This is a genomic window from Mucilaginibacter sp. R-33 (genome assembly GCF_049949235.1).
Classification (GTDB): domain Bacteria; phylum Bacteroidota; class Bacteroidia; order Sphingobacteriales; family Sphingobacteriaceae; genus Mucilaginibacter.
Genome location: NZ_CP188089.1, coordinates 3786187 through 3807133, shown reverse-complemented (window position 1 = coordinate 3807133; position 20947 = coordinate 3786187). Strand labels below are relative to the sequence as shown.

At 44.5% G+C, this 20947-nt stretch carries 15 protein-coding genes; 11 read left to right on the top strand and 4 right to left on the bottom strand.

All coding sequences use genetic code 11. The features are described from left to right. Nucleotides 1-56: 56 nt before the first annotated feature. The 5 genes from ACP26M_RS15710 to ACP26M_RS15690 all read left to right on the top strand — a co-directional run bounded on the left by ACP26M_RS15710 (nucleotide 57) and on the right by ACP26M_RS15690 (nucleotide 11229). A complete protein-coding gene (locus tag ACP26M_RS15710) occupies nucleotides 57-2828 on the top strand; it encodes a family 78 glycoside hydrolase catalytic domain (RefSeq protein WP_426581289.1) in 2772 nt (923 codons plus the stop codon). 23 nt (nucleotides 2829-2851) lie between these two features. Next, nucleotides 2852-4003, top strand: a complete 1152-nt coding sequence (locus tag ACP26M_RS15705) for an acyltransferase family protein (RefSeq protein WP_426581287.1) — start codon at nucleotides 2852-2854, stop codon at nucleotides 4001-4003. 22 nt (nucleotides 4004-4025) lie between these two features. Further along, a complete protein-coding gene (locus ACP26M_RS15700) occupies nucleotides 4026-6296 on the top strand; it encodes a beta-N-acetylhexosaminidase (protein ID WP_426581286.1) in 2271 nt (756 codons plus the stop codon). 442 nt (nucleotides 6297-6738) lie between these two features. Next, complete coding sequence (locus ACP26M_RS15695) at nucleotides 6739-9042, top strand: glycoside hydrolase family 3 N-terminal domain-containing protein (RefSeq protein ID WP_426581284.1); 2304 nt, start codon at nucleotides 6739-6741, stop codon at nucleotides 9040-9042. A gap of 9 nt (nucleotides 9043-9051) precedes the next feature. Beyond that, nucleotides 9052-11229 (top strand): GH92 family glycosyl hydrolase, encoded by a 2178-nt coding sequence (locus ACP26M_RS15690; RefSeq protein ID WP_426581282.1) that lies wholly within the window; start codon nucleotides 9052-9054, stop codon nucleotides 11227-11229. A 205-nt stretch (nucleotides 11230-11434) separates the two neighbouring features. Here the strand turns inward: ACP26M_RS15690 and ACP26M_RS15685 are convergent, their stop codons facing one another. Then, nucleotides 11435-12235, bottom strand: coding sequence for an SDR family oxidoreductase (locus tag ACP26M_RS15685; protein ID WP_426581280.1), 801 nt, complete (start codon nucleotides 12233-12235; stop codon nucleotides 11435-11437). 112 nt (nucleotides 12236-12347) lie between these two features. Between ACP26M_RS15685 and ACP26M_RS15680 the strand changes: the two genes are divergently transcribed. Next, nucleotides 12348-12866 (top strand): lipocalin family protein, encoded by a 519-nt coding sequence (locus tag ACP26M_RS15680; RefSeq protein WP_426581278.1) that lies wholly within the window; start codon nucleotides 12348-12350, stop codon nucleotides 12864-12866. Nucleotides 12867-12991: 125 nt separating this feature from the next. Here ACP26M_RS15680 and ACP26M_RS15675 read toward each other — a convergent pair whose 3' ends face one another. Further along, nucleotides 12992-13606, bottom strand: a complete 615-nt coding sequence (locus ACP26M_RS15675; protein WP_426581276.1) for a YhcH/YjgK/YiaL family protein — start codon at nucleotides 13604-13606, stop codon at nucleotides 12992-12994. Between the two features lie 265 nt (nucleotides 13607-13871). Between ACP26M_RS15675 and kduI the strand changes: the two genes are divergently transcribed. The 3 genes from kduI (at nucleotide 13872) to ACP26M_RS15660 (ending at nucleotide 16725) form a co-directional block, all read left to right on the top strand. Then, nucleotides 13872-14702, top strand: a complete 831-nt coding sequence (gene kduI, locus ACP26M_RS15670; RefSeq protein ID WP_426581274.1) for a 5-dehydro-4-deoxy-D-glucuronate isomerase — start codon at nucleotides 13872-13874, stop codon at nucleotides 14700-14702. A gap of 30 nt (nucleotides 14703-14732) precedes the next feature. After that, complete coding sequence (locus ACP26M_RS15665; RefSeq protein WP_426581272.1) at nucleotides 14733-15548, top strand: SDR family oxidoreductase; 816 nt, start codon at nucleotides 14733-14735, stop codon at nucleotides 15546-15548. 397 nt (nucleotides 15549-15945) lie between these two features. Continuing rightward, nucleotides 15946-16725 carry a DUF4350 domain-containing protein gene (locus ACP26M_RS15660; RefSeq protein WP_426581270.1) on the top strand — a complete coding sequence of 260 codons (780 nt, stop codon included), beginning with the start codon at nucleotides 15946-15948 and terminating at the stop codon, nucleotides 16723-16725. Between the two features lie 61 nt (nucleotides 16726-16786). Here the strand turns inward: ACP26M_RS15660 and ACP26M_RS15655 are convergent, their stop codons facing one another. Further along, complete coding sequence (locus tag ACP26M_RS15655) at nucleotides 16787-17716, bottom strand: type VI secretion system baseplate subunit TssG (protein WP_426581268.1); 930 nt, start codon at nucleotides 17714-17716, stop codon at nucleotides 16787-16789. Between the two features lie 113 nt (nucleotides 17717-17829). Here ACP26M_RS15655 and ACP26M_RS15650 point away from each other — a divergent pair, with 113 nt between their 5' ends. Then, nucleotides 17830-18723: a TssN family type VI secretion system protein gene (locus ACP26M_RS15650; RefSeq protein ID WP_426581266.1), complete on the top strand. Its 894-nt coding sequence runs from the start codon at nucleotides 17830-17832 to the stop codon at nucleotides 18721-18723. Between the two features lie 21 nt (nucleotides 18724-18744). After that, complete coding sequence (locus ACP26M_RS15645; protein ID WP_426581264.1) at nucleotides 18745-19884, top strand: hypothetical protein; 1140 nt, start codon at nucleotides 18745-18747, stop codon at nucleotides 19882-19884. 93 nt (nucleotides 19885-19977) lie between these two features. On the opposite strand, the gene ACP26M_RS15640 is transcribed toward ACP26M_RS15645, so the two are convergent. Further along, nucleotides 19978-20946, bottom strand: coding sequence for an ankyrin repeat domain-containing protein (locus ACP26M_RS15640; RefSeq protein WP_426581262.1), 969 nt, complete (start codon nucleotides 20944-20946; stop codon nucleotides 19978-19980). Nucleotide 20947: the final 1 nt, after the last annotated feature.

Below are 20947 nucleotides of genomic sequence, written 5' to 3'. Positions count from 1 at the left end.
AATATTGCTGTTAAAGTATATTTAATAGCATGAACTATTAAAACCCCAAAAAAGGTATGTGTAAAAAGGTATGCACACGCGTTATTATATTGTTTTTTTCTTTTCTGCCAATAATTGTACAAGCACAAAAAGTGCCGCCGGTTCCTCCGCCGTTCCGGGTTGATAACCTGGTTTGTGAATACAAAATAAACCCCATCTCTGTCGACGATGCCGCTCCCCGTCTTGGCTGGAAACTAATAACCCGGGACCGCAACATTCAGCAAATTGCCTATGAAATAAGGGTAGGCAGTAACGCCGTATCCTTACTGAAAGGTAAAGACCTGCTCTGGACCTCGGGAAAAGTTAACTCCAATGAATCGCTGCATGTTTACTATGGCGGCCCCGCGCTCGTTTCACGTCAGAAAGTTTACTGGCAGGTACGCGTTTGGAACAACAGGCAGCAGGTTACCCCATGGAGCATGGTTAACTCATGGAAAATGGGCCTGCTTAAACCCGCCGACTGGAGTGCCAAATGGATAGAAAATAATTACCTGTCGGACACTACCGGTGGCCCATGCCCCATGTTCAGGAAAACATTTAAGCTTGATCATAAGGTGCGTGCGGCGCATTTATACATTACTGCCCACGGTTTATATGAGGCGCAATTTAATGGTAAACGAATTAGCAGTGACTACTTTGCCCCCGGCTGGACGAGTTACAACAAACGCCTGCAGTACCAGGTTTATGATGTAACTGCCGACCTGCTAAAAGGCGATAACGCTGTTGGCGTAACCCTTGGCGACGGCTGGTACCGTGGTTATACGTATAATCGAAAAAAGAATGTGTATGGCACCAAGCTTGGTTTGCTTTTTCAGTTAGAGGTGGTGTACACTAACGGTAAACGGGTACTCATTAATTCGGATAAAACCTGGAAGGTAGCCTATGGGCCAATCCGTTCATCATCATTTTTTGATGGCGAAGTTTATGACGCCCGCAAGGAGAAGAAAGGCTGGTCGACCATTGCTTACAAAGATTTAAACTGGGATTCGGTACGCACCATTGATACCGTTAAAGAAAATTTAGTGGCTACATTTGGTCCGCCGGTGCGCAAGCACGAAATGTTTAAGCCGCTTAAAGTGTTTACCACTCCTGCGGGCGAGCATGTGGTTGATTTTGGGCAAAACCTGGTTGGCTGGGTGCAGTTTAAATTAAAGGCAAAAGCAGGCGATACGGTAAAGCTGTTCCATGCCGAGGTTTTGGATCAGAAAGGGAACTTTTACACAAAAAACCTGCGTACAGCCAAGCAGGAGAACGTATATGTTTTTAAGGGCGATAGTATTGAAACATTCGAACCTCATTTTACCTTCCAGGGGTTTAGGTACCTGAAGGTTGAAGGATATGATGGCCAGTTAGATTCAACCAATGTGGCTGCCTTTGCCATGTACTCGGATATGGCGCAAACGGGTATGTTCTCTACCTCCAATCCGCTCATTAACCAGTTGCAGCATAATATTCAATGGGGGCAAAAGGGTAATTTTATTGATGTACCTACCGACTGCCCCCAGCGCGATGAGCGTATGGGCTGGACGGGCGATGCCCAGGCCTTTTCCCGTACAGCTACCTTCAATATGGATGTGGCCGGATTTTTTACCAAATGGCTAAAAGATCTTTCGGCCGATCAGCATAAAAACGGCGCGGTGCCTTATGTGATCCCTAACATGCTGGATAGCGCTTCGGCGGCAGCCTCAGGATGGAGCGATGTGGCAACTATTGTCCCCTGGAATATTTACCTGGCTTACGGCGATAAAAAGGTATTGGAAAACCAGTACCCAAGCATGACCGCCTGGGTGGGCTACATTACCCGGCATACCCGAAACGGCCTTTGGGACACCGGTAACCACTTTGGCGACTGGCTGTTTTACGCCGGCACCGATTATGAGGATGGCGCCGCCCTTACCGATAAAAACCTGATAGCGCAGGCTTTTTATGCCTATTCAACTCAGCTGGTTATTAATGCCGCTACCATATTGGGTAAGGAAGATGATGTTAAAAAATATACCGCGCTGTTAGCTGATATCAAAAAGGCTTTCCAGGCAGAATATGTTACACCTAACGGACGTATGATCTCGGGTACGCAAACATCCTATGTACTGGCCCTTAACTTCGACCTGCTGCCCGAAAACTTGCGCGAATCTGCCGCCAAAAGGCTGGTAAACAATATTGAAGATTATGATGAACACATTACCACAGGCTTTTTAGGCACGCCTTATATCTGTCATGTGTTAAGTCGTTTCGGTCACACCGATATTGCCTATGATCTGTTGATGAAAGAGTCATACCCTTCATGGCTTTATCCTGTAAAAAACGGGGCAACTACCATATGGGAGCGCTGGGATGGCATAAAACCCAATGGTACTTTTGAAGATCCGGAAATGAACTCCTTTAACCACTATGCTTACGGCGCCATTGGCGATTGGATGTACCGTGTTATAGCAGGGATCAACACTGATGAGGGTAGCCCTGGCTTTCATAAAATAAATATCTTCCCGCATCCCGGCGGTAAATTGACCAATGCCAATGCCGAACTGGAAACATTATACGGAAAGGTAAAATCGGCCTGGAGTATTGATAACGGTATTTTTACCCTTGATGTAATTGTGCCGCCGAATACTACTGCCACGGTCACCCTACCGGCGGTTGATGGTCCGGTGACAGAAAGTAATATCGACATTAACACCATTAAAGATATCGCTAACATCAAACCGGCCGGCGGCGATATGCAGATGGATGTTGGCTCGGGTACTTACCAGTTCAAATACATTTTAAAAACCCATAAAAAAAATAGCTAATAGTACTGTAATACATAGCAACTATGGTAATCAATCAGCAGGAAGCGCTTGAAAATACAGGCACAACAAAGACAAGCCGCCCAAGACTTTTGTCGCTTGATTTTTTCAGGGGATTTACCGTAGCTGCTATGATCCTGGTAAATGATCCCGGCGATTGGGGCCATATTTACTGGCCGCTTGAACACTCCAAATGGAACGGCTGTACCCCAACCGATCTGGTGTTTCCCTTCTTCCTGTTTATGGTAGGCGTATCTATCGTATATGCCATGGAAAGTAAAAAAGCGGATATAGCTAATCATAACAAATTGCTGTTATCCATCCTGCGCCGTACGCTGATTATCATAGCCCTTGGCGTTTGTTTACCACTGATCAACGATTTTCAATTCGCGCATCTGCGTTTTCCCGGTGTGTTGCAGCGCATCGGGCTTGTTTTTGGCATAACTGCCTTGCTGTATGTTAAAACCGGCATCCGTACACAGGTAATTATTGCTGTAAGCTGTTTAATTGGTTATTATTTATTGATGACGCTGGTACCTGTACCGGGTTTTGGTACACCTAACCTTGAACCGGCAACCAATTTGGGCGCCTGGATTGACAGATCGGTATTTACCGAAAACCACCTCTGGGGCTCATCCAAAACCTGGGACCCGGAAGGTTTGCTTGGGACAATCCCATCTGTTGCTACCTGTTTGTTAGGTGTATTCACCGGTACCTGGCTCAAACTGGGCAAACTTGCAACCCGTGCTGATCTGCTTAAAATAATGGGAGCCGGCATCGTATTGATCATACTGGCTTTGATCTGGAATCCATTTTTTCCCATCAACAAGCAATTGTGGACAAGCTCATTCGTGTTGCTTACTGCCGGACTGGCTATCAATATTCTTGCATTGTCATACTGGTTTATTGATATCAAAGGGAATAAAGCCTTACTGCCTCCATTTTTAGCGTTCGGGCGTAATGCCATTGCTGCCTATGTTTTGGCCGATATTATCCCTGCTTTAATAGCTGCTATCCCGGTAGGTAAAACCAATTTATGGTCGTTCACTTACAGTCATTTGTTTGTGCCATATCTCTCGCCCGAAAACGCTTCACTGGCCGGAGCTATCCTGACTGTGCTGGTCATTTTTATCCCGGTCTGGATCCTTTACAAAAGGAATATTACCATTAAGGTATAATCTTTATTCATCATCTACCGAAATGAAGAAAACACTATCTTTTAAACATATTTTACTATTCACCTCACTGCTTTTATTGGCAATAACGGTAAACGCACAGTTTCATATTATCCCGCAGCCGGTGAGTTTAAAAGCAGGGAAGGGCAGTTTTATTTTAAGTAAGTCTGCCGTGATCGGGGTTAATAAAGAGACAGAACCAATAGGCAAATACCTGCAGGATTACCTTAATCAAAACTATGGCCTGCAAACAATGGTGAAAGTTTTTGAAAAGATCCCTGCCAAAACAGCCATCAGGTTAAACAATGTTTGGTCTAATGCTGAGAGTGCCTACACCATGAATATAAATCCTGCATCGGTAAGTATCAGCGGTAGCGGGGCTGGTGTTTTTTACGGGGTACAATCATTAATTCAGTTGTTGCCGACAGATAAAACTGCGCCCCTAAAAGTTACCGCCTGTACCATAGCCGATCAGCCACGTTTTGGCTGGCGTGGTCTGAGTTTGGATGTAAGCCGCCATTTTTTTACGGTTGATGAAGTGAAAAAATACATCGATGTAATGGCACATTACAAACTGAATGTGTTTCACTGGCACTTAACCGACGATGAAGGCTGGCGTATCCAGATTGATAAATATCCGCGCCTTACCGAAGTTGGTGCCAGGATCAGCTACTATGCCAAACGGGGCGAATTCCGTAAGCTGGACAATCTGATAGATGACGGTCGCGACGGGTTTTATACCAAGGATGAAATTAGGGATGTGATTAAATATGCGCAGGACAGGTTTGTGACCATCCTGCCCGAAATTGAAATGCCGGGCCATAGCGAGGCTGCTATTTTTGCTTACCCGCAACTGGGCTGCCAGGATTCGACAGGGGCTAAACACCGTGTGCGGATGCTTGACCCGGGTGAATATACTTTCAAATTTATGGAAGATGTGCTGACAGAAGTGATAGCGCTGTTCCCGAACCAATACATTCACATTGGCGGTGATGAGGCCGAAATGGCCGATTGGCTCAAAAGCCCTACAGCAGTTGCTCTAATGAAACGTGAGCACCTGAAAAGCGAAAAAGAAGTACAGAGTTATTTTATTAAACGGATAGAAAAGTTCCTGCTGTCAAAAAATAAGAAGTTGGTTGGTTGGGATGAGATTTTAGAGGGTGGCCTTGCCGAATCCGCAACAGTAATGAGCTGGCAGGGTGAAGCCGGGGGCATAGCTGCCGCCAGGATGCATCATCATGTAGTAATGACGCCGCTGCCATACATGTACTTTGATGCTCCGCAGGCTAACGAAGATTTGGAACCGATAGGCTGGAACCCGCCGGTTACCTGGCAAATGGTTTATAATTATGAGCCGCAGTCGAAAGAACTAACCAATGCCGAAGCCGAGTATATCTTAGGTGCCCAGGGCAATATCTGGAACGAAAAGGTGCCCAACGCGCAGCACCTGCAATACATGGTTTACCCCCGTGCCCTCGCCGTAGCCGAACTCACCTGGAGCCCGAAAAATGAAAAAGACCTGGAGCGCTTTGGCTGGAAAATGAAAAACCAGTACGGCCTGTTTAAGTTGTGGGATTTCAACGCCCGTCTGCCTGATATTGACGGCGTAGACAACGTAATTACCAATAAAAGCCGGTTTAAACTAACGCTGAGCTACCCGCTGAAAGGAGCTAAAGTTCGGTACGCGTTAAACGGCAAAATGCCGGATAATAATAGCCCGGCTGTACCTTTCCCGGTAAACATTAATGTACCCTTAAAAGACAGCATCGGTTTAAGAACCTTCACCACCTGGACATTGAATGATCAGCACATTCGCCAGATGGCCAGCATCAGGCGGGTGAATATCAAGCCTGCACATGAAAAAGTTGCTAACCTCAAACCCGGTATGGCTTACGAGGTTTTTAAAACGAGGGAACGCGATATAGATAAGCTGGGAAATGAAAAGCCAACGGAAACCGGCGAAACAAGCCTGATTGTACCCGTTAAAATTGCAACCGAAGGTTTTATCAACTGGGTTAAAATTAAAGGCCTTATCAAAATAGACAAGGAAGCGGATTATGAATTAACTACCGGTTTTGAGGTTAGCCCCGCTTTGTTTTTGGATGAAGTACCGGTAATTAAACCCGGGCTGAATACTTATGTAGAACCGCAAAAAGCTCTATTACATTTGAAAAAAGGCATCTATGCTTTAAGCGGATATTACATGGCTGATAAAGCTAATGAGAATCAAACCCTGATAGAATTGAAGGTAGCCGGAGGGGAAAAGCTTTATCCTAAGTTTTATTTGATGCATTGAGGGGATAAAATCGGTTTCTATGCCGTTGTTGGCGACAACATCATAAGTGTACGGAAGATGCAGATCAGTTGAAATTATTGGTTTAAAAAACCATGTCATTGAGGAGGAACGACGAAGCAATCTCGTAGTTATACAGAGCAGACATGTATTGGCTACGAGATTGCCGCGCTACGCTCGCAATGACATGCTCTTTATCCTGGTAAATGTTTAGAACGCAAAGAACCTCAGGATCCTCTGCGAGAGACCCTGAGGGAACATGATGAAAATATGCCGTTGTTGGTGTTGTCACTAACAACTCCTATGATTTTTATTTTCTGAAATGCTGCATGAAAAGTTGTTGGTGACAACACCAACAACGGCGAGGAGGACAAGCAACGATGCTTTGCATGTGGGAGACGCATGTGATGCGTCTCTACATTTGAAAATTAAATATCTGGATACTATGCAAAAGAAATTATGCCTGTTTACCGCGTTTGCTTTTGTAATTAACATCGCAGCCGCGCAGGTTTATAAAGACCCCAAGGCACCTGTGCCTGTACGCGTGAAAGACTTGCTAAGCCGTATGACGCTGGAAGAAAAGGTGGGCCAGATGAGCATGAACTCGTTAAAAGGCTCTATGCAAAACCCAATTGCTTACGGTGTTTGCGAAAGCCCTTTTACCAATATCAATGATATAGCATCACGCTCAATCGCTGCAAAAAAATATGCTAAAGAAAAAACGAGACTTGGTATCCCGCCTATACAAATAGGCGAGTGCCTGCATGGGCAATTGGCAGCAGGCGCTACCATCTTTCCACAGGCTATTGCGCAAGGTAGTACCTGGAACCCGGCGCTGATTGAAAAAATGGGTTCGGTGATCGCTTATGAAGCGTCCTCGTCAGGAGTTGACCAGGCGCTTTCGCCTTTGTTCGATCTCATCCGCGACCCGCGGTATGGCCGTAATGAGGAATGTTATGCCGAAGACCCATATCTCGTAAGCAGGATGGGTACATCGTTTGTAATTGGGATGCAGGGTGATCCTTCGCAAACAATAAACGGTATTGGTAAAAACAAAGTGATGTGTACAGCCAAGCATTTCGCGGCCTACAGCATCCCTGTAGCAGGTATCAATTTAGCCCCGGCATCAGTAGGGGAAAGGGAGCTACGGTCGATGTTTTTACCGCCTTTTAAAGATGCCGTGCAAAAGGCAAATATTTACGCCGTGATGCCGGCCTATAATGAAATTGACGGTGTGCCTGCACATGCCAACCATTTCCTGCTGCAAACCATATTGCGGGAGGAATGGGGTTTTAAAGGCTATGTTTTTTCGGACTATGAAGGTTTAAAACATTTATACACTTTTCATCATATTGCTAAAGATGCTGAAGGCGCCGCTCCAATCGGCCTGAACGCCGGGGTTGACCTGGAAGCGCCAAGCCCCGATGTATATAATAAACTGATTGGCCTGGTGAAAAGCGGAAAAGTAAAAGAAGCGTTGGTTGATAGCGCTGTTGCCCGTATTCTTACTATAAAATTTAAAGCAGGTTTGTTTGAAAAGGCATTGCCCGATACATCAGCGCTAAAAAAACGGGTACACACGCCTGATCATATCGCCTTATCCCAACATATAGCCGAGGAATCGATCATCCTGCTTAAAAACGATAAACAGCTTTTACCGCTCAATATGAACAGCCTGAAATCGCTGGCGGTAATCGGCCCTAATGCCAACCAGGTTCAGTATGGCGATTACAGTTCAACCCGCGACAGCCGCTCGGGCTCAACAGTGCTTGCTGGCATAAAACAGTTGACCGGCAATAAAATAAAGATCAATTATGCTAAAGGCTGTGCCCTGTCGGGCCCGGACAAAAGCGGCTTTCCCGAAGCCGTCACAGCAGCAAAAAACAGTGATGCCGTAATAGTGGTTTTGGGCACCACCAGCGTGGTATTCTCCGGCGTAGGCTGGGATGGGCATGCACCCGAAAGCGAGCCTAAAGACCCGTTCACCTGCGGCGAAGGTTATGATGTAACCGACATTGATCCCGATGGTGTACAACGTGAACTGTTGCAGGCTGTTTATAAAACAGGTAAACCTGTAATTTTAGTACTGGTACACGGCAGGCCGCAAAGCATCAGCTGGGAAAAAGAGAATCTCCCGGCTATTGTGGAGGCCTGGTATCCCGGCGAAAGGGGAGGTAATGCCATTGCCAACATCCTGTTCGGCAAGGTAAACCCATCAGGCAGGCTTACGGTATCTATCCCGCAGTCAACCGGGCATATCCCGGTTTTTTATAATCATGTGGCATCCAACAAAGGTTTTTATCACAATCCAGGTTCAACCGAAAAACCGGGACAAGACTATGTTTTTTCATCGCCGGATGAGCTGTTCCCCTTTGGTTATGGGTTGAGCTATACTTCATTTAAATACAGTAATCTGCAGGTATCGGTAGCGTCGTTCGGAAAAAATGAGACTATAACGGTTTCGGTAGATGTAACCAACAGCGGCAGCATGGCCGGTAAGGAAGTGGTACAAATGTACCTGGGCAATAAGGTAAATTCGGTAACTACGCCTGTAACGGCCCTAAAGGGTTTTGACAAGATCAGTCTTAAACCCGGCGAAACCAAAACGGTAAAGTTTACGGTAAAGCCCGAAGATATCGCTATCTGGAATAATCAAATGAAACAGGTAACCGAACCCGGTACATTTGATGTGATGATAGCACGATCGACCGAAGATGTTGTGTTAAAAAAGACAATTGAATATAAATAGTAAAAGGTCATGAAAAAGTTGATTGCCGTTTTATTAGTGTTGACTTTGGCTGTTGAGGTTAATGCGCAATCGTATAATAAATACGTAAACACCTTCATTGGCACTTCCGCAACCGGGCATACCTTTCCGGGCGCTACGGTGCCTTTTGGTATGGTTCAGCTTAGTCCTGAGACAGGGAATTTTGGTTGGGACTACTGCTCGGGATATCGTTACGAAGATAACGTTATCACCGGTTTCGCGCATACCCATTTAAGCGGTACAGGTGGTGTTGATTTAGGAGATGTGCTGTTTTTTCCCTTTCAGGGCGATCAACCTCAAAAGTTTCAAAGCAAATTTTCTCATCAGGAAGAAAAAGCATCGCCCGGTTATTATGAAGTGATTTTGGGCGATAACATTATTAAAGCTCAACTAACTGCTTCTGCCCATACTGGTTTGCACCGGTATACTTTTACAAAAGCCGGTAAAGCACATTTGCTTGTTGATATGCAAAGCGGACTGGTTGATAGCCCGGAGCAATTGGCTGAGCATGTTTCTGACGGGGAGATCACTATCGATAGCAAAATAACTATCAGTGGTTATGCCTTCACCAGCCAATGGGTGAATAAAAAAGTATATTTCACGGCTGTTTTTAACCGCCCATTTACCGGGCAGCATTTTATTGATGGCGATAATAAACGCCGCTTAATATTGGATTTCGATCTGAAACCCGGTGAAGCTATTGAAGCTAAAGTTGGGGTATCGGGCGTAAGTATTGCCGGTGCGCATAAAAACCTGCTGGCCGAAACACAGCACAAAACATTTGAACAGGTAAAAACGGAAGCAGCCCGTACATGGGAAAATAATCTTGGTAAACTTAAAGCCGAAGGCAGCAAAAAAGAGAAAATAGCATTTTATACCAGCCTGTACCACACCTTGATCCAGCCTAACAACATTGCGGATGTTGACGGTCAATATCGTGGAGCCGACAGCCTGGTACACCGATCCGCTGATAAAGTTTTCTATTCTACGCTTTCATTATGGGATACTTACAGGGCCGCCCATCCACTGTATACTATTATTCGTCCTGAAAAAGACGGGCAAATGGTAGAGAGCATGTTACAACACAACGGCGTGGCAGGTATGCTGCCAATCTGGACGCTGTGGGGTAAGGAAAGCTACGCCATGATCGGTAACCATGCCGTACCGGTAATTGTAGATGCCGCGCTGAAAGGGATTAAAGGTTTTGATCGGCAAAAGGCATTTGCTGCCATTAAAAACACGCTCACACATAATAAAAATCCAAAATACGATTGGAGCCTATATCTGCGTTACGGCTACCTGCCATCAGATACTGTAAAACGCGAAGCTGTTTCCCGTACACTGGAGGCCGCGTACGACGATTGGTGCGCCGCTCAATTAGCCAAGGCGCTGAACAAACAAAGTGATTACAATTATTTCATCAAACGATCTCTGTTTTATAATAGCCTGTTTGATAAAAGCACGCGTTTGATGCGTGGCCGAAAATCAAACGGCGAATGGATACAGCCTTTTGCCAATTTAGACAGTGGCCAACTGGCCATTGGTGGTGACTATACCGAAGGCAATGCCTGGCAATATACCTGGCAGGTTCAGCATGATATTCCGGGTTTGATTAAACTCATGGGCGGCAAAAAAGCATTTTCGGGCAAGCTGGATTCATTGTTTACTATGGATTCAAAAGTGTTTGGAAAAGGCTCAACGCTTGATGTTACCGGGTTAATAGGCCAGTATGCACATGGCAACGAACCTAACCATCATGTGGCTTATTTGTACACGCTTGCCGGGAACCCTGCCAAAACACAGGAACTGGTAAGGCAAATTGCCGACCAGTTTTATATAAACAAACCCGATGGCCTCTCTGGCAATGATGACTGCGGACAAATGTCGGCCTGGTATATCTTTACTGCTATGGGTTTTTATCCCGTTAATCCGGCAGATAGCCGTTATGTTTTTGGTGCGCCGCTATTAGATAGGGTTAGCATTGCTTTACCTGGCGGCAAAAGTTTTGTGATAGAAGCAAAGGGGCTATCCGAAGAGAATAAATATGTGCAAAACATCAGCTTAAATGGTAAACCTTACCCCAAAGAATATATTACACATAAGGATATTATGAAAGGGGGGAAGCTGGTATTTGTGATGGGGAATACGAAGAAAGCGCCGGTGTTTTAACGATTATCGCAAGTTCAAGTGTCCACTCAACAGCCGCTGTTTAAGGGATGAAAGGCAGGGGAATGTGCGATTCCCCTCTTGAGAGGGGTGGAGGGGTGTGTTTCTGCTTTGATAAGCCTATCGCAGAAACACACCTCTGCTACCGCTCGTTCCTCCACGCCCCTCTCAAGAGGGGATTTGCCTGCACAGAGTTAAACCTGCGTCATTAAATCAAGACCTGGTATTGATAAGCTAATACCGGTCCAACGTTTATACTCTCCACAACTTTCCATTCCTTCAACTCCCTTATAAACTCCGGCTTTTCATAGCCCGAATCAAGAGCAGCCTGTGTATAAAAATCAGCCTTAGCAGGGTGAACCGGCGAGCATCCATTAAAAAGATAACCGAATGCCTCTTTCGCCAATATCGCTTTGCTAATGCCGATACAATCATCAAGATGGATGAGGTTCACCGGCGCGTCACCGTTAGGGATCTCCTTTTTACCGGCAAAAAACCTGCCGGGATTGCGTCCGGGGCCAATCAATCCTGCAAAACGGATAATGGTTGTTTTAAAACTATCCTCGGCACGTAAAAGGTTCTCAGCTTCAAATAATATCCTGCCGGCTTCGGTATTGGGCTGGGGATCGGTTTCTTCATTCACGTGCCTATTGTTATCGGCATAAACCCCTGTGGAACTGACGAAAATCACTTGCTGTATAGCAAACCTTTTTATGGCATGGACAATGCCTTTAACCTTCTGTAAAAAAACATCACCCTCACCGCTGCGGCTTTTGGGCGGAATGGATATCCACAAAATATCGCAATCAAAAAAATCGGCATCATATATTTCCTCGCCCGGCGAAAAGTTTACTACATAGGGCCGGATGCCCAAAGCAGCCAGGTTATCCATTTTTGCGGTAGAAGTGGTTGAGCCTTTTACCTGCATGCCATCGGCAATTAACCCTTTAGCCAATGCGCTGCCGTACCAGCCGCAGCCTAAAATACTGATCTTTGTTTTACCGGGCATGTTATAAAAATAATGCTTTGGCGCAAAGGTAATTAAATAATGATATGGTGTTTGGCTGCCGTTAATATGCTTTTGTTTTAAACTTTTTGGGCATAACAGGCGTTATTGGTTTATGAAGAAAGAGATCATTGCAACCTCTGTAGCATTAGGTTTAACTGCTTTAGCCTTACAGGCAACCCGCTGCAAACCGCTTGAAACTGTTCCTTATGTCGATTTGAAAAAATATGTTGGTTCCTGGTTTGAAATTGCCGCTTTCCCGCAATGGTTTGAATCAGGATGCACTTTTACGTCAGCCGCGTACGGCCTGGCTCCTGATGGCAGTATCATTGTTAAAAACCGTTGTATAAAAGAGAATAAAATAAAAATTGCCGAAGGCCGCGCTGTTGTAGCTGATAAAACGAGTAATGCTAAACTTGATATTCAGTTTCAATGGCCCTTTAAAGGTAAATACTGGATCATTGCTTTGGCTGATGATTACAGCTATGCCATGGTAGGGCACCCGAATAGAAATTACTTATGGATCCTGAGCCGGCGTTCAACACTTGATGAACAGATCTATAATGAGTTGGTAGTACAGGCTGCAGGACAGGGATTTGATGTGCGGAAGCTGGTGAAAACGGTGCAGGTGTAGGTAGATAAATTATAAAAAAAGCGTCATTGCGAAGTACGAAGCAATCCCCGACGAGCAGGGCCGCCCTGTACAGTTAGGGATTGCTTCGTACCTCGCAATGACGTTAGTGGGGGTTGATCAGAGGTTTATTTTATCTCCTTTATCTTAATAACCAATTTCTTTACCTTATCATAGCCATCAACCTTGATGTTAGGCCGGTGGCCATCGCCGGGGAAAAACAGGAAAAACTCGTCTGGAGTGGCGGTGTAGTATTTACCCTCCCCGCTGTAGTTGGCACCGTCTTTAGCCGGGTCATAGGGTTTGGTAACGGTAAGGCTTTCAATGGGAGCAACACCGATTTTTTCCTTGCCTTTGATCACATATTGCAGGTCGATATAGTTTTGGTGCGATTCCCAGGCCGATTGTTCAAACTCTTTAGAAGGGCCTTCAGTAACGGATGCATAAACATTATCGCCATCTATAGGATATTTACCGGGAGCTATCTGATCAAGATTTCGTTCGCGCAGAAATTCAAAAGCCTTATCCCATGCCGCTTTATTGGCGGCATATTGTTTTGCAAATTCGAGATTATTGGTTGATGAGTTTAATTTAAGCTTTAAGCCATTAGCCCAGATGCGGCTTTTTACCCATGTTTTTGCGCTTTTAGTTGTAAGCTCCTGCTGCTGGGCATTAACAATGCCTGCAACAAGCAAAAAGACGGTTAGTAGCGCGATGTTTTTATAGGCTGATAATTGTTTCATAGTTTATAGTTTACCGGTTATTGAATTGGCGTTGCCCTGGTTCGGCAGCTCATTAAGTATCAATTATACAAGCTTAATTAATTAAAATGATATATGATCTGTTAAATATTTACTTTAACGTTATAGTTTAGCTTTTAAATGGTTTAGTAATCGTGTTATCACTATAACGTTGGAGTGAAAATAAGGCTTAAATGGCTTTTGAAATCGTTTATAAGATTGTAGAATTGTATTTATTAACAAAAGATTTTCTAAAACAACATTTGCTTTGAAAACAATACACAGCGTCCACCCAACGGATTTTAAAAGCTACGATACCACTACCATACGCGAAAGATTTTTGATAGATAAACAGGTTCAGCCCGACCAGATCAATTGTACCTATACCCATTACGACAGGATGATTGTAGGTATGGCCAACCCGGTAAGTAAAACACTTGAGCTTCCAAATTACCCAAACCTGCGCGCCGAATATTTTTTAGAGCGCCGCGAGATCGGGATCATTAACGTAGCCGGTGCCGGTGTAGTAAAAGCCGACGGACAAGCCTTTGAAATGAATAAGCTTGATTGCCTGTACATTGGTAAAGGAACCAAAAACGTGACTTTTGAAAGTGCCGATCCATCAGTGCCGGCTGTATTTTACCTGCTGTCATCACCGGCACACGCGGTATACCCGACAACCCTGCTTACCCACGCCGATGCGGTTAAGGTTGAACTGGGTTCGGTAGGAACGGCAAACAAACGCACTATCAATAAATATATTCACCTGGAAGGTGTACGGAGCTGCCAGCTGGTAATGGGCCTTACCATATTACATGAAGGCAGTGTTTGGAATACCATGCCGGCCCACGTGCACGACAGGCGTATGGAGGCATATTTTTATTTCGACGTACCGGCAGGCCAGAAGATTTTTCATTACATGGGCGAAGGACAGGAAACAAGGCATATCACCATGGATAATTACGATGCCGTGGTATCGCCGCCGTGGAGCATCCACTCGGGCAGCGGTACGGCAAATTACAGCTTTATTTGGGGTATGGCAGGCGAAAACCTCGATTACACCGATATGGACGCCATTGCTATAACAGATCTGAAATAATTATACATCAACCTTAAAAATATAGTTTAAGTGGAGAATCAATTTTCATTAGCCGGAAAAGTAATTGTAGTAACCGGCGGAACAGGCATATTAGGCAAAGCATTTATAGATGGTATTGTTGAGGCGGGGGGCGCGGTAGGCATTCTTGGTCGTAATGCCCAGGTAGCAGAAGAGCGCGCAAAAGCGATAAATGCAGCCGGGGGCAAAGCCATAGCACTGGTAGCCGATGTAATGAACGAGGCTGAACTGGTAGCCGCCAAAGATAAATTGCTGGCAGCTTTTGGCAGGATAGATGGCCTGGTGAACGGTGCGGGCGGCAACATGCCCGAGGGCGTTTTACAGCCCGATGAGGATATTTTTAAAATGAATATCGATGGCATGAAAAAAGTAATGGAGCTGAACCTTTGGGGTACACTGATCCCTACACAGGTTTTCGGCGAAGCCATTGCCAAAACGGGTAAAGGCAGCATCGTTAATATATCGTCAATGAACTCAAAACGCGCCATAACCAAGGTATTAGGCTATAATATAGGCAAGGCCGCTGTTGATTGCTATAACCAATGGTTTGCGGTTGAGCTGGCCAACCGTTATGGTGATTCAATAAGGATGAACGCGTTGGCACCGGGTTTTTTCCTTACCGAACAGAATCGTTACCTGCTCACCAAACCCGAAGGCGGTTATACCCAAAGGGGCGAGCTGGTGATCAAACAAACACCTTTTAAACGCTTTGGCCATGCCGACGAACTGAAAGGAGCACTGGTATGGTTGCTGAGCGATGCCTCGGTATTTGTAACCGGTTCGATGATCTGCGTCGACGGCGGGTTCTCGATTTTTGGAGGAGTTTAGGGAGTTAATATAACTAAGGTCATCCTGAATTTATTTCGGGATCCCATTGTTAAGGCCGGCTTCATACATGACGGTTACTGAAACAAGTTCAGCATGACCGCTGAGATATATGGCTGTAAAATTGGGCACAAACAAAGTGTTCAATTTTTTAAAAAACAAGGTGTTCAATTTTTGATCTTGTAAAATATTAACTTGTTGATTATCAATGGTTACGTGTTTATTTTTGCTAAAAAGGTGCTTTTTGCTAAAGTTAACCTGTTGATTATCAGTATTGTTTTTTTTGAAAACAAGCGAAAGTGTTTACACCTAAAAAAATTGAACACCTGGAAAATAGACTGAAAAGTTAAAATGTATGGTGATAACACCTACCACAGGCTAACCAAATAATAAACCCACTATGAAACTAAGATTATCCCTTATAACCCTGTTCTCTCTTGCCGGCTTTGCCGCAAGCGGTCAAACTGTAACGCTCGATTATTATTTTAACCACGAGGTGCACAAGGGCGTAAACGGGCAACCGGAACGCTTTCATTATCTGTGGGATGAAACGGACAACAACGGTTTCAAGATTTTTGGCGAGGCTTTTACACGCCGCGGCGCTAAGCTGGATACCCTTGGCACAGCGCCTACATTGGAAAACCTGAAAGGTTCATCTGTTTATATAATTGTTGACCCTGATACTAAAAAGGAGAGCCCGAACCCAAACTATATCCAGGAAGATGATATTGAGCAAATTGCTGCCTGGGTAAAAAAAGGTGGTGTGCTGCTGCTGATGGCTAACGACAGCGTTAATGTGGAGCTGCCTCATTTCAATAACCTTGCTGCAAAATTCGGGATGCATTTCAATAACGATCTGCAAAACCATGTAATTGATGATGCTCATTTTGAGGATGGTGCTGTGTATGTAAAAAACAATCCGGTATTGAAAACAGCTACTAAGGTTTTTATGAAAGATGCCTGTTCGATAGGTTTAGCCGGGACTGCCGTACCTGTACTTAAAAATAAAGATGATGCTACGATCATAGCATCTGCCAAATATGGTAAGGGGACAGTAATAGCTGTTGGCGATCCGTGGCTTTACAATGAATATGTGAACGGCAGGTTGCCTGCCGGGTATGAGAATGACAAGGCAGTGAATGATGTCGCCCACTGGCTGTTGAAGCAGGCGAAGAGGTAATTATATATGAAAGTCATTTCAAAACACACTCTGGGGTGTAAAAATGAGATTCGTATCATCATCACCCTAAATAAGTAGTATAACCAAGCGTAGCATTGGCCCCTGCTCCGCCGATAACCAATTTTTGCGAGGCAGGATCGGCAAGGAGGTTAAATTGCACGTCGGTGCCTAAAGGTATAAAGTAGGATAATAATACATCAATAGCTTTTGCAGCACATGTGCCGGGTAAAAACTCCAGCATCCGGGTGGCGCTTACAGGGCCTATGTTCATGATTAATTTTCGCTCGGCCTCAATAACCTGCCCGGCAATAAAGTTTACACCTAAAGTACCGGCGCCAAGGGCTGTTCCGCCATTTATAATGGTATTTTGCCTCGGGTATACCGTTTTGTAATGCAATGATAAGGGTACATTGAACATCATATTAATGATACTGCTTACAAAATTTATATTATTGCGCTGCTCATGTATTACAGGTAAAACATGTATTAAAATAAGCATCTGCTTTTTTGTAAAACACTCAAACTCCTGCCATTCCGTTAAAAATATATTGATCAGCTCATCGTATTCATTTTTTTTGTCGAGCCGGCTTTCATAAAGCTCGACCAGTGTTCTGAAATAGTTAAGCTCGGCCTCAAATGGGGCAAAAAAGCGGCGGGTTTGTTTTTCTTCCTCGCGGCGGGCTTTAATATCTTTGATCATGTCCTCCTCGGTGATCATCACACTCGAAGCAGGCGGCCGGTGAAACAATCCCTCGGGCAGCATATCATAAAAGCCATCGCGGTTAACCCAAATGGTGGTTACCTGTTTTTTACCTTCACTTTTTTTATCAACGGTTATGCCTGCTATCTCCTTATCATAGGCACGCTTTTTAGGGCCTTTGGGCAGTATCATTACATCACCGGTACTAACCATTTCATTTTCAATAATTTCGGCCGCTATAGCTGCCGCTTTAAAGTCGGTATCAATTTGATTAGGCTTTTTTATTCTCATTTGTGATTTAAATAATTGATGCTATCCAAAACAATAACCAATATTATCGGTAATTGATTATACTAAATTGAAATTAATATAAGATAGCTGCCCGGCCTACATATTTAATACTCATGAACCTTAAATCGTTTTTTATAAGTTATCTGATAGCTCCTGTCCTGTTCTTCATTGCCGCGCTGATCATGTCGGTGGTGAACAAGAAAAACAAATACCTAAGTAACAGGCGCCTTATCATCACTTTACTTTTAACGGCTGTTATATTGGGAGTTCCGGGCTTTTTGGGCTTTTTAGGTATGCAGTTTATGCCGTGGGGGTACTTATTTTGCCAACTGATATATTTAGGTATGGGTGTATTTTACAGTTGGCTTGCAGGCAAATACCATGAAGATCAGTTTCTTGATAAAAAATGGTTTTTCCTCGTGGCTTCTTTAATATCATGCTTGCTGGGGATGTTTCTTTTCAAGCTGGCATTTAACTGGCTTAATGATATGCAATATGGCCTGTGGGCTTCAACCAGTATTCTGATATTTTTATTACCGCCGGTTTTTTGGTGGGGGTACATCGCCTTTTTAAGTATCCCGCTCGAAATTTACAAGGTTTGGCAATATCCCCGTACGCCTGAAGAGATCAGCATGGAACACCTGGATTTTGACAGGCTGATGGTGCTCGAGCTCGATCTGTATAAAAGCACCGACGATCCTGAACCGCTTAAAGTAAAGGCCAAAGCACCGCCAAATATGAATTTTGGCCAGTGGTTTCAAAAGTTTATTGATGATTATAACCTTAAATTTCCAAAATCAACGGTGCAGTATAAGCTTGATAATAATGAAAGCTATAAGTGGATTTTTTATATCAAGCCATCGTTTTTTAAGCAACGCCACTTTATCGACCCGGACCTTAATATTACAGAAAACCGGATAACCGAATCTGTAACCATATTTGCCAAACGTGTATCGGAAGTGGTAAGTGAACCCGCCCGTACCGGTGATCAGGCCATCTACCTGTAAACTTTATTAAAACAAATAAACATGATCAGCCCATTAAAACATAAACCTGTGAACTGGATAGATGGAATGAAAATTTCCAGCGCGCATTTTGTTAATACTGATAATTTTATTCATGATATAGTACGCGATGCCAATTCGCTGCCGCTCAACAATAATAATTTCGGGCTGCTTCCACCCGCGCAAGGGCAAAGCTCATCGCTGGATATCCAGATGACCGAACGGGCATCAGGCCAGGTGCAGGTGACTTTAAACCAGTGTAACGCCATCACCGCCGAAGGTTTCAGGATTGATATTACCCGTGCCGAACAACCGCTAACATTTAGCCATTACTTTGGCCAGGAAACTATCAATGAAGCATCAGAAACCTATTATGTGCTGCTTACCGTAAACCCCTTTGAACGTGTACCCTCAGGCACACCCGACCCGGAAGAACAGCCTATCCGCTATCCTGATATCAGCAAACATTACAGTATCACTGTTTTGCCGGTGTCACAACTCAACAGCATCGGGGCGCATTTTATGGAGGTTGGTAAATTTGTACGAAGCGGAAGCTCCTTTCAGGCCAATGTAACCTATATCCCGCCATGTACTGCGCTGATAAGCCATGCCGGCCTCATGACCTATTATGAAAACTTTGGGGCACAGATCAACAACCTTCAGCTGCTTTCGTTCCGTATTATTGACAAGATCACCTCGAAAGATTCGATATCTACCATCGGTAAAAATGTGAAGCTGCTGTGCGATAAAATGCTTGATTATATCGCGGGGATCTATTTTACATACCGAAACCTGATCTATCTTCAACCGCCTATCCAACTGGTTTCCTGCTTTTCAGAAATGGCACACCTGTTTTTCAGTACCGTTAAAAGCATGCCGGGAGCAGAACGGGAAGAATTGCTTAAATATTTTTATGAATGGAAGGATGTAACACCCGGTAACTTTGAAGAGCTTTTAGCCCGTTTAATCGAAATAGTTTATAATCATCATGAAATAAACTCGTCAATGACAGCGATTGATGAGTTTATGCGGGTAATTGTTGCCCTGTGGAATAAGCTTAGTACATTAGAATACATAGGCCAACGCAAAGAGAACATTGTAGTTGCCGAGCAGCAGGCCATACAAACCATACAAACTAAACGTACCTGGACATTACTTGATTAAGCACAGTTAAAGGTTCCAATAAAATAAATGCCTGCCGTTTCCATATATTGCGGCAGGCAGTCATCATAAACCAGTATTGTTTTATTACCGGCTTTAGGCACCCGCCATTAACAGTTGTTCCAATATTTCGGTATAACCGCGCTCACTGGCAAAATCCATAGCGTGCCGGCCGTTATTGTCTACAGCGTTTACATCAGCGTTGTTTTCGATTAAAAAAGCTGTAAAATCATTAAATCCGCACTGTGCTGCCACGATAAGCGGAGTTTCGCTAAAGCTGTTGCGTGAGTTGATCTCGGCCCCTGCCTCAAGCAGCATTTTACCAAGATGATAGTTGCCCATACCCGCCGCGTAGTGCAGTGCCGAATTACCATTCTGTACATGCAGGTTAACATCGGCGCCATTTTTGATCAACAGTCCGGCTACGTGTATATTGGAGTTATTAACTGCAAATATCAGCGGACTAACGCCGTCGTTATTTAATCCGTTTACATCCCATATGCCCGACTTGAGCAAGGCGCTTATCGTTTCGCTATGGTTATTATAAACCGCCTGGTGAAGCGGCGTGTTGCCGTTGTCATCTCTTTGCGCGGTTTCACCGGCCGACAATTTTGCAACCAGGTCGCGCATGCCGTCGGCAGTAGCATGATCGAGCAAACTGTAACCGGCATTGTCTTTAACGGCGATATCGGCACCTAATGAGATCAGGTAAAGCGAGGTTTCTGTTTTACCCGCAAGTACAGCATAAAAAAGAGGTGTTTGCCCGTGGTTATTACCGGCATTCACATCTGCACCGGCCTCAGTTAATGTTTTGATCAGGTCTTTACTGCCACTGCGCGATGCGCAATGCAGGGGTGTTTCGCTTAGGTTATTGCCCAGGTTAACATCGGCGCCGGCATCTATAAGCATTTTGGCAATATCCCTTGCACTTTTTAAGCATACATAATATAAGGGTGTATTGCCCAGGCTATCGCGTTTGTCAACATTAATCCCTCCCTTTTTCAGGAATGTTTGCACTATCCCTTTTTGTGCGTTTTTACACGCGTTTAAAAACATATTATCCATA

Coding starts and splice junctions, on each gene's coding strand:
- ACP26M_RS15640 (WP_426581262.1), bottom strand. CDS start 20,946: ATGGATAATATGTTTTTAAACGCGTGTAAAAACGCACAAAAAGGGATA.
- ACP26M_RS15660 (WP_426581270.1), top strand. CDS start 15,946: ATGAAACTAAGATTATCCCTTATAACCCTGTTCTCTCTTGCCGGCTTT.
- ACP26M_RS15710 (WP_426581289.1), top strand. CDS start 57: ATGTGTAAAAAGGTATGCACACGCGTTATTATATTGTTTTTTTCTTTT.
- ACP26M_RS15645 (WP_426581264.1), top strand. CDS start 18,745: ATGATCAGCCCATTAAAACATAAACCTGTGAACTGGATAGATGGAATG.
- ACP26M_RS15655 (WP_426581268.1), bottom strand. CDS start 17,716: ATGAGAATAAAAAAGCCTAATCAAATTGATACCGACTTTAAAGCGGCA.
- ACP26M_RS15695 (WP_426581284.1), top strand. CDS start 6,739: ATGCAAAAGAAATTATGCCTGTTTACCGCGTTTGCTTTTGTAATTAAC.
- ACP26M_RS15680 (WP_426581278.1), top strand. CDS start 12,348: ATGAAGAAAGAGATCATTGCAACCTCTGTAGCATTAGGTTTAACTGCT.
- ACP26M_RS15690 (WP_426581282.1), top strand. CDS start 9,052: ATGAAAAAGTTGATTGCCGTTTTATTAGTGTTGACTTTGGCTGTTGAG.
- ACP26M_RS15675 (WP_426581276.1), bottom strand. CDS start 13,606: ATGAAACAATTATCAGCCTATAAAAACATCGCGCTACTAACCGTCTTT.
- ACP26M_RS15685 (WP_426581280.1), bottom strand. CDS start 12,235: ATGCCCGGTAAAACAAAGATCAGTATTTTAGGCTGCGGCTGGTACGGC.
- ACP26M_RS15650 (WP_426581266.1), top strand. CDS start 17,830: ATGAACCTTAAATCGTTTTTTATAAGTTATCTGATAGCTCCTGTCCTG.
- ACP26M_RS15705 (WP_426581287.1), top strand. CDS start 2,852: ATGGTAATCAATCAGCAGGAAGCGCTTGAAAATACAGGCACAACAAAG.
- ACP26M_RS15700 (WP_426581286.1), top strand. CDS start 4,026: ATGAAGAAAACACTATCTTTTAAACATATTTTACTATTCACCTCACTG.